Origin of the sequence: Lachnoclostridium sp. An14, from assembly GCF_002160755.1 — a bacterium.
Lineage (GTDB): Bacteria > Bacillota > Clostridia > Lachnospirales > Lachnospiraceae > Lachnoclostridium_A.
In genome coordinates, this window is sequence record NZ_NFLE01000034.1 from 37,128 (window position 1) to 44,077 (window position 6,950).

5 protein-coding genes and 1 tRNA gene are annotated in these 6,950 nt (G+C 56.2%); 4 read left to right on the forward strand and 2 right to left on the reverse strand.

Annotated elements, in window-relative coordinates; translation table 11 throughout:
• Positions 1-104: 104 nt before the first annotated feature.
• Positions 105-1,595 carry an L-fucose/L-arabinose isomerase family protein gene (locus tag B5E84_RS15940; RefSeq protein ID WP_087224532.1) on the forward strand — a complete coding sequence of 497 codons (1,491 nt, stop codon included), beginning with the start codon at positions 105-107 and terminating at the stop codon, positions 1,593-1,595.
• A 211-nt stretch (positions 1,596-1,806) separates the two neighbouring features.
• Here B5E84_RS15940 and B5E84_RS15945 read toward each other — a convergent pair.
• Positions 1,807-1,877: transfer RNA gene (locus B5E84_RS15945), tRNA-Trp, on the reverse strand.
• 517 nt (positions 1,878-2,394) lie between these two features.
• On the opposite strand from B5E84_RS15945, the gene B5E84_RS15950 reads away from it, so the two are divergent.
• Both B5E84_RS15950 and B5E84_RS15955 read left to right on the forward strand, forming a co-directional pair.
• Positions 2,395-2,637, forward strand: coding sequence for an HPr family phosphocarrier protein (locus B5E84_RS15950; protein WP_087224546.1), 243 nt, complete (start codon positions 2,395-2,397; stop codon positions 2,635-2,637).
• Between the two features lie 369 nt (positions 2,638-3,006).
• Entirely contained in the window at positions 3,007-5,358 is a 2,352-nt protein-coding gene (locus B5E84_RS15955) for an ATP-dependent DNA helicase (protein ID WP_087224534.1), read from the forward strand.
• Between the two features lie 8 nt (positions 5,359-5,366).
• Here B5E84_RS15955 and B5E84_RS15960 read toward each other — a convergent pair whose 3' ends face one another.
• Entirely contained in the window at positions 5,367-6,245 is an 879-nt protein-coding gene (locus tag B5E84_RS15960; protein WP_087224536.1) for a LysR family transcriptional regulator, read from the reverse strand.
• Positions 6,246-6,480: 235 nt separating this feature from the next.
• Here B5E84_RS15960 and B5E84_RS15965 point away from each other — a divergent pair.
• On the forward strand, positions 6,481-6,950 hold a 470-nt coding region (locus B5E84_RS15965; protein ID WP_330374284.1), incomplete at its 3' end, for an RNA polymerase factor sigma-54.

A 6,950-nucleotide genomic window follows, 5' to 3' on the forward strand; every position in this document is an offset into this window, starting at 1 on the left:
CCGGACGCTTAGCGGGCGGCCAAAGATCCCAGCGGCGGCCTGACAAAACGGATGGAAACCTGGAAACATCATAAATATCATAAATCATGAGGAGGAAGATAACCATGAAAAACATTCCTGAAGTAAAAGTGGGACTGGTGGCGGTGAGCCGGGACTGTTTCCCGGAATCCCTGTCGGTGAACAGGAGAAAGGCGCTGATGAGGGCCTACGAGGAGCAGTACGGCGCGGGAGACGTATACGAGTGCCCCGTCTGCATCGTGGAGAGTGAGATTCACATGAAACAGGCTCTGGAGGACATCCGCCAGGCCGGCTGCAACGCCCTGGCCGTTTACCTGGGAAACTTCGGCCCGGAGATTTCCGAGACCATGCTGGCGAAATATTTTGACGGGCCGGTGATGTTTTTCGCCGCCGCGGAGGAGGACAAAAACAGCCTGGTGGAAGGCCGGGGAGACGCCTACTGCGGAATGTTAAACGCCAGCTATAATTTAAGCCTGCGAAACGTCAAGGCCTACATCCCGGAGTACCCCGTGGGAGACGCGGCGGAGTGCGCCAGGATGCTCCACGAGTTTCTGCCTGTGGCCCGCGCGGTGATCGGCCTCTCCAATTTAAAGATCATCAGCTTTGGCCCCAGGCCCCTCAATTTCCTGGCCTGCAACGCGCCCATCAAGCAGCTGTACAACTTAAACATCGAGATCGAGGAAAACTCTGAGCTGGATCTGTATGAGGCGTTTAAAAAGCATGAGGGAGACGAGCGCATTCCGGAGAAGGTGCGGGAGATGGAGGCAGAATTGGGCGACGGCAACCAAAAGCCGGAGATTCTTCCCAAGCTGGCTCAGTACGAGCTGACCCTGTTAGACTGGATCGAGGCCCACAAGGGCAGCAGAGAGTACGTGGCCATCGCCGGAAAGTGCTGGCCCGCTTTCCAGACCCAGTTCGGCTTTGTGCCCTGCTACGTGAACAGCCGTCTGACGGGGATGGGCATTCCCGTTTCCTGTGAGGTGGACATTTACGGCGCCCTCAGCGAGTACATCGGCATCTGCGTCAGCGGCGGCCCGGTGACCCTTTTGGACATCAACAACACAGTGCCCACCGACCTTTACGAGGAGGAGATCCGCGGCGCCTTCGGCTACGGCAGAAACGACGTATTCATGGGATTCCACTGCGGAAACACCTGCTCCGCGAAACTGGTTTCCCCGAAGATGAAACACCAGTTGATCATGGCCAGAACCCTGCCGGAGGAGGTGACCCAGGGAACTCTGGAGGGAGACATCGTCGCCGGGGACATCACCTTCTACCGCCTGCAGAGCACGGCGGAGGGAGCCCTTCGGGCGTATGTGGCCCAGGGCGAGGTGCTGCCGGTGGCTACCCATTCCTTCGGCTCCGTGGGAATTTTCGCCATCCCGGAGATGGGACGGTTCTACCGCCACGTGCTCATCGAAAAACGGTTCCCCCACCACGGGGCAGTGGCCTTCGGCCATTACGGCAGGGCGCTGTTTGACGTGTTCCAGTACATCGGCGTGGAGCCCGGCGAGATCGGTTTCAACCAGCCGGCGGGGATGCGGTACGCCACGGAGAACCCCTTTTGCGGGAAATAGGGATGAACGGACGGCGTAGGAACAGAATACATTAATATAGAAGTGACAGGGACAGGAACAGATACCGCCGGGACAGAATGGAGGCGGGGATGTTTCTGTCCCTGTTTTGGTTTGAGGGCAGCTTTTTGGTCATAGGGGGCGCAGTTTCCTACTATGATAAAATAAAAAAGGATAAAACCTTTGTTTAGAAGGTTCTATCCTTTTTCAAAAGCAGGGGAAGAGGGGCTCGAACCCCCATCTACGGTTTTGGAGACCGCTGCTCTACCATTGAACTATTCCCCTGTATCACAGCTTTGTTATCGCTGCCGCATTGCTCATGCTCGAATATATTAGCACAGAAAAACGGCTCTGTCAATAATAAAAAACAAAAATGTTTAAATTTCAAACAAATTCGTCGAAACCCGGAGATGGCGGGCAGGTATGGAGCTGAAATACGGACAAATCCGACGAAAATGTCCGCCATATAAAGACAATCCGCGGAAAACAGGATGGATCACAGGTAGAATCCACAAAAAATCTTTACAAAATTGTAACGGCCTCCATACTATGAAAATAGACTTGAGAACCATTCCTAATATGAAAACAATATTCTGAGCAAAATGGAGAGGCCGTATTTTTACCTTCTCCCAAAACTGGATAATATGCACAAATTCCGACGGAAATTTCCAAATTTTGAAAAATTTGACAGCCATTGGAAGAAATGTTATAAATAGGATGACACTTTTAATGACTGACTATAGGTTCGCGTTAGGGAGTCTTGCAGATAGTCTAAAAATTAGAAGGAGATGTATGTTTTATGATGAGAGAAAAGAGAATCATGTTACCGACTGTTGCGGATGCGAAGGAGTTTGTGTCAGCGGCTTCGAAATGTGACTTTGATATTGACGTATTTTACAATCGGGTGGTCATTGATGCGAAGTCGATTTTAGGCGTACTGAGCCTGGATCTGACCAGAGTGCTGACGGTCTCCTACAACGGTGAGAACCAGGAGTTCGAGGAGTTCCTGGAGAGCAAGGCGGCAGACAAGAGCCGCGTGGCCTAATCGCAGCCCGGTAAGAAAACGGAAAGCTATAAGAAGAAAAGCGCTGTCCGGCGCTCCCTGTGAAACGAAAAGGGAGAGCCGGGCGGCGTTTTTTTGTGTCATAGGAAACTGCGTTCCCTATGGCACAAAAGCCTCCGGCGGGAGGCGCACTCCGCGCAAAGGAAAATGGCTGCTGGCGCAGCCGCGCTCCGGCGCGAGTGTGCGCCAAGCGCACACTTTTTTGTACATAGGAACCCGCGTTCCCACGGATACAAAACCCGCCCTCCTTCCATTGAAACCGCCGCCCATTTTGTATATAATAGCAGGCAGAGACAAAAACAGGCAGAGACGAAAACAGGCGCGGAAAACCGCAGGCCGGGGAGGTTTGACATGGAACGGGAACGGGGAAAAATCATAGCCATATCAGTGCGGAATCTGGTGGAGTTCGTGCTCCGCTCCGGGGATCTGGACAACCGCCGCACCTCCTCGGCGGAGAAGGACGCCATGCAGGCGGGCAGCCGCATTCACCGGAAACTGCAGAAACGGATGGGCCCAAACTACCGGCCGGAGGTGAAACTGACCTGCGAGGCGTCGGAGGAGGAATTTACCTTCCAGGTGGAAGGGCGGGCCGACGGGATTTTCACGGAGCCGGGGGGCGTGGTGATCGACGAGATCAAGGGGGTGTATCGGAACGTGGCCCACATCGAGGCGGCGGAGCCGGTGCATCTGGCCCAGGCCATGTGCTACGCTTACTTTTACAGCAAACAGGTGGAGCTGCCCTCCATTTCCGTCCAGGTGACCTACTGCAACATTGAGACGGAGGAAATCCGCCGCTTTCGGGAGGAACACTCCTATGAGGAGCTGGAACAGTGGTTTTCCGGCCTGCTTCACGAGTACGTGAAATGGGCCAGATACCTGTATCACCACGGCCTGCGCCGGGATGAATCCATCCGGGAGCTGCCCTTTCCCTACGAATACCGGGAGGGCCAGAAGGAGCTGGCGGTGGCGGTGTACCGCAGCATCGCCAGGGGAAAAAACCTCTACATCCAGGCCCCCACCGGCATCGGGAAAACGCTGTCGGTGGTGTATCCGGCCTTAAAGGCGGTGGGCGAGGGGCTGGGGGAGAAGATTTTCTACCTCACCGCCAAAACCATCACCAGGACGGTGGCGGAGGAAACCTTCTCCATTTTGCGGGAGCGGGGCCTGTATTTCACCTCCGTGACGGTGACGGCGAAGGAAAAGCTGTGCGTCCTGGAAAAGCCGGACTGCAATCCGGACGCCTGCCCCAGGGCCAAAGGCCATTTTGACCGGGTAAACGACGCCGTCTACGAGATCATCCACCGGGAGCGGGAGATCACCAGGGAGGTTATTTTGCGGTACGCCGGGGAGTATCAGGTCTGTCCCTTTGAATTCTGCCTGGACATCACCAACTGGTGCGACGGGGTCATCTGCGACTACAACTACGTGTTTGATCCCAACGTGCGGCTGAAACGGTATTTCGCCGACGGGGCAAAGGGAAACCATTTATTTCTCATAGACGAGGCCCACAACCTGGTCTCCCGCGCTAGGGAGATGTACAGCGCCGCCCTCATAAAAGAGGATGTGCTGGCGGCCAAGCGGCTGATAAAGGACAGAAACCGGAAACTGACCAGGGCCATGGACCGGGTCAACAAGCTGCTTTTGGAGATGAAACGGGAGTGCGATGGCTACGGGCTTTTGGAGAGCGTGGCGCCCCTGGCCCAGGTGTTGGCCGGGATGCAGGGGGAGCTGGAGGAATTTCTGGAGGAGAATCCGGTTTTCGAGGACCGGGAAAGCCTGCTGGAGTTTTATTTTCAGGTGCGGGATTTTCTCATGGTGTACGAGCTGACGGACGAGCGCTACCGGATGTACTCGGAGCTGCGGGAGGACGGGACGTTTATGGTGCGCCTGTTTTGCGTAAACCCGGCGGGGAATCTCTCCGCCTGCCTGGAGCAGGGCCGCTCGGCGGTGTTCTTTTCCGCCACGCTGCTGCCGGTAAACTATTATAAGGAATTGTTCACGGGGAACACGGAGGAGTACGCCGTCTATGCCAATTCCCCCTTTGACCGGAAAAACCGCCTGCTTTTGGTGGCCTCCGACGTGAGCAGCAAGTACACCCGCAGGACCAGGCGGGAATACGAGCGGGTGGCGGAGTACATCCGCCGGATCGCCGGGGGACGGGCGGGGAATTATATGGTGTTTCTGCCGTCCTATCAGTATCTGGAGCGGATCCGGGAGGTGTTTGAGGAGCTGGGAACGGGGTTTGACTGGGCGGTGCAGAAAAGCCGGATGAACGAGCGGGAGCGGGAGGAGTTTTTGGAGCAGTTTGAGACGGAGCGGAAACGGCCCTTTGTGGCCCTCTGCGTCATGGGCGGGGTGTTTTCCGAGGGGATTGACTTAAAGGAAGAACGGCTCATCGGCGCCATCATCGTGGGAACGGGCCTGCCCCAGGTGAACACGGAGCAGGAGATTTTAAAACAGTATTTCGACGGGACGGGAAAGCGGGGCTTTGACTTCGCCTACCAGTATCCCGGCATGAACAAGGTGCTCCAGGCCGCCGGCCGCGTCATCCGCACCGCCCAGGACCGGGGCGTGATCGCCCTTTTAGATGAGCGTTTCCTCTACGAAGGCTGCCGCAGCCTGTTCCCACGGGAGTGGGCGGATTTCCAGGTGGTGAATCTGGGGAGCGTGGAAGGGGAGGTGGGGAGGTTTTGGGGGGAATAAAACCCCCGCTACCGCAGCATCTCCATAAACTGTTTCGCCGCCTGGGAAATCGGAAGGTTCTCATTGTGAGCTACCACGATCTGCCGTTTCGGCAGGGTTTCCTCCAGGTCCAGCACAAAGAGCTCTTTATCGTCCTTCGGGATGCAGAAATCCGGTACGAAGGCGATGCCCAGGCCGATGCGGGCCAGGTCGATGAGCAGGTCGTTGCTGGTGAGCTCGATCTCCGGCACCAGGTCCAGCTGGTTTTTCTGGAACATATGATGTAAAAATTCGCTGGTCGTACTCTTGCGGTCCAGCATGAGGATGGGATAGGTCTGCAGTTCCTGCAGGCCTATTTTTCGTCCCCCTAAGGGGAAATGCTCCGGGTTTGCCACGAACACGTCGGAGAACTCCCGCAGGGAGCGGATGCTCTGGACGTTGGATAAACTGGAGTTGGGATAGTTGGTGATGATGAAGTCCACCTGGCCGTTTTCCAGCATTTTCGCGCAGGCGATGGAGGTCTGGTTGGCCACCTTGATGTGGACGTTGGGATATTTTAAATGGAATTCCCGGAAAAAGGGCACCAGGTAATAGCGGCAGATGGTGTCGCTGGCGCCGATGCGCAGCTGGCCGCCGTTTAAGGTGTTGGCCTCCAAAAGCTGGTTTTCGCCCCGCTTGATCAGGTTCATGGCCGGCTCGATGTGCTTTAAGAGGATCTCTCCCTCCGGGGTGAGCTGCACCTTTTTCGTGCTGCGGATAAAGAGCGTCTGGTTCAGCTTTTTCTCCAGCACCTTGATGGACTGGCTCACTGCCGACTGGGAAATGAACAGCTGCTTGGACGCTTCGGAGAAACTGAGGGTCACTGCCACGTGGTAAAACACTTTGTATAATTCATAGTTGATGTCCATTATTAGTCCTCCTTATAATACACTGTTGATTCTATCACAGAATGACCAGATTGGAAAGAGGATTTTCATATAAAAAGTGTGCGCTTGGCGCACACACGCGCCGGAGCGCGGCTGCGTCAGCAGCCATTGGCCTTTGCGCGGAGTATGCAAAAAACAGTTCCCATTTTCCCAAAGGATTGGTACAATAGAGAGGAAAACGTGCCGTCGGGCAGAACAGCAGCAGGGAGGTTTCGCGATGCGTGAGGAGATAAACAAGCTGATCATGGAGGAAGATAAGAGGAATCCGTGGACGGATGAGGAGCTGGCGGGCCGGCTCCACGTCGCCAGGGAATACGTGACCCAGATCCGCAGGGAGCTGGGGATCCCGGACTCCAGAGACCGGAGAAAGCAGTGTCTCCTGGAGGCGGCCGCCCGGATCCTTCAGGAGGAGCCGGACATTTCAGAACGGCAGATGACGGACCGGCTGAACCGCCAGGGCTTTTCCGTGGGGAAATACGTGGTGGGAAACTGTGTGCGGCAGCTGCGGGAGGCCCGCGGGGGAGAGCGGGAGAAAACCGTCCGGCCGTCTGCCGCCCCGTTTCGGAGCGCTCCGGCATCCCCGGCCAATCCTTTGCCACAATCCGCCGTTTCCACGCCGGGAACCATTTCCGCCCCAGGGAATCCGCCCGCACCAGGGAAACCGCCCGCCCCAGGAACCGTTTCCCC

Excerpts from the sequence above, each read along its gene's own strand:
- B5E84_RS15940 (WP_087224532.1), top strand. The coding sequence starts at position 105 with ATGAAAAACATTCCTGAAGTAAAAGTGGGACTGGTGGCGGTGAGCCGG.
- B5E84_RS15950 (WP_087224546.1), top strand. The coding sequence starts at position 2,395 with ATGAGAGAAAAGAGAATCATGTTACCGACTGTTGCGGATGCGAAGGAG.
- B5E84_RS15955 (WP_087224534.1), top strand. The coding sequence starts at position 3,007 with ATGGAACGGGAACGGGGAAAAATCATAGCCATATCAGTGCGGAATCTG.
- B5E84_RS15960 (WP_087224536.1), bottom strand. The coding sequence starts at position 6,245 with ATGGACATCAACTATGAATTATACAAAGTGTTTTACCACGTGGCAGTG.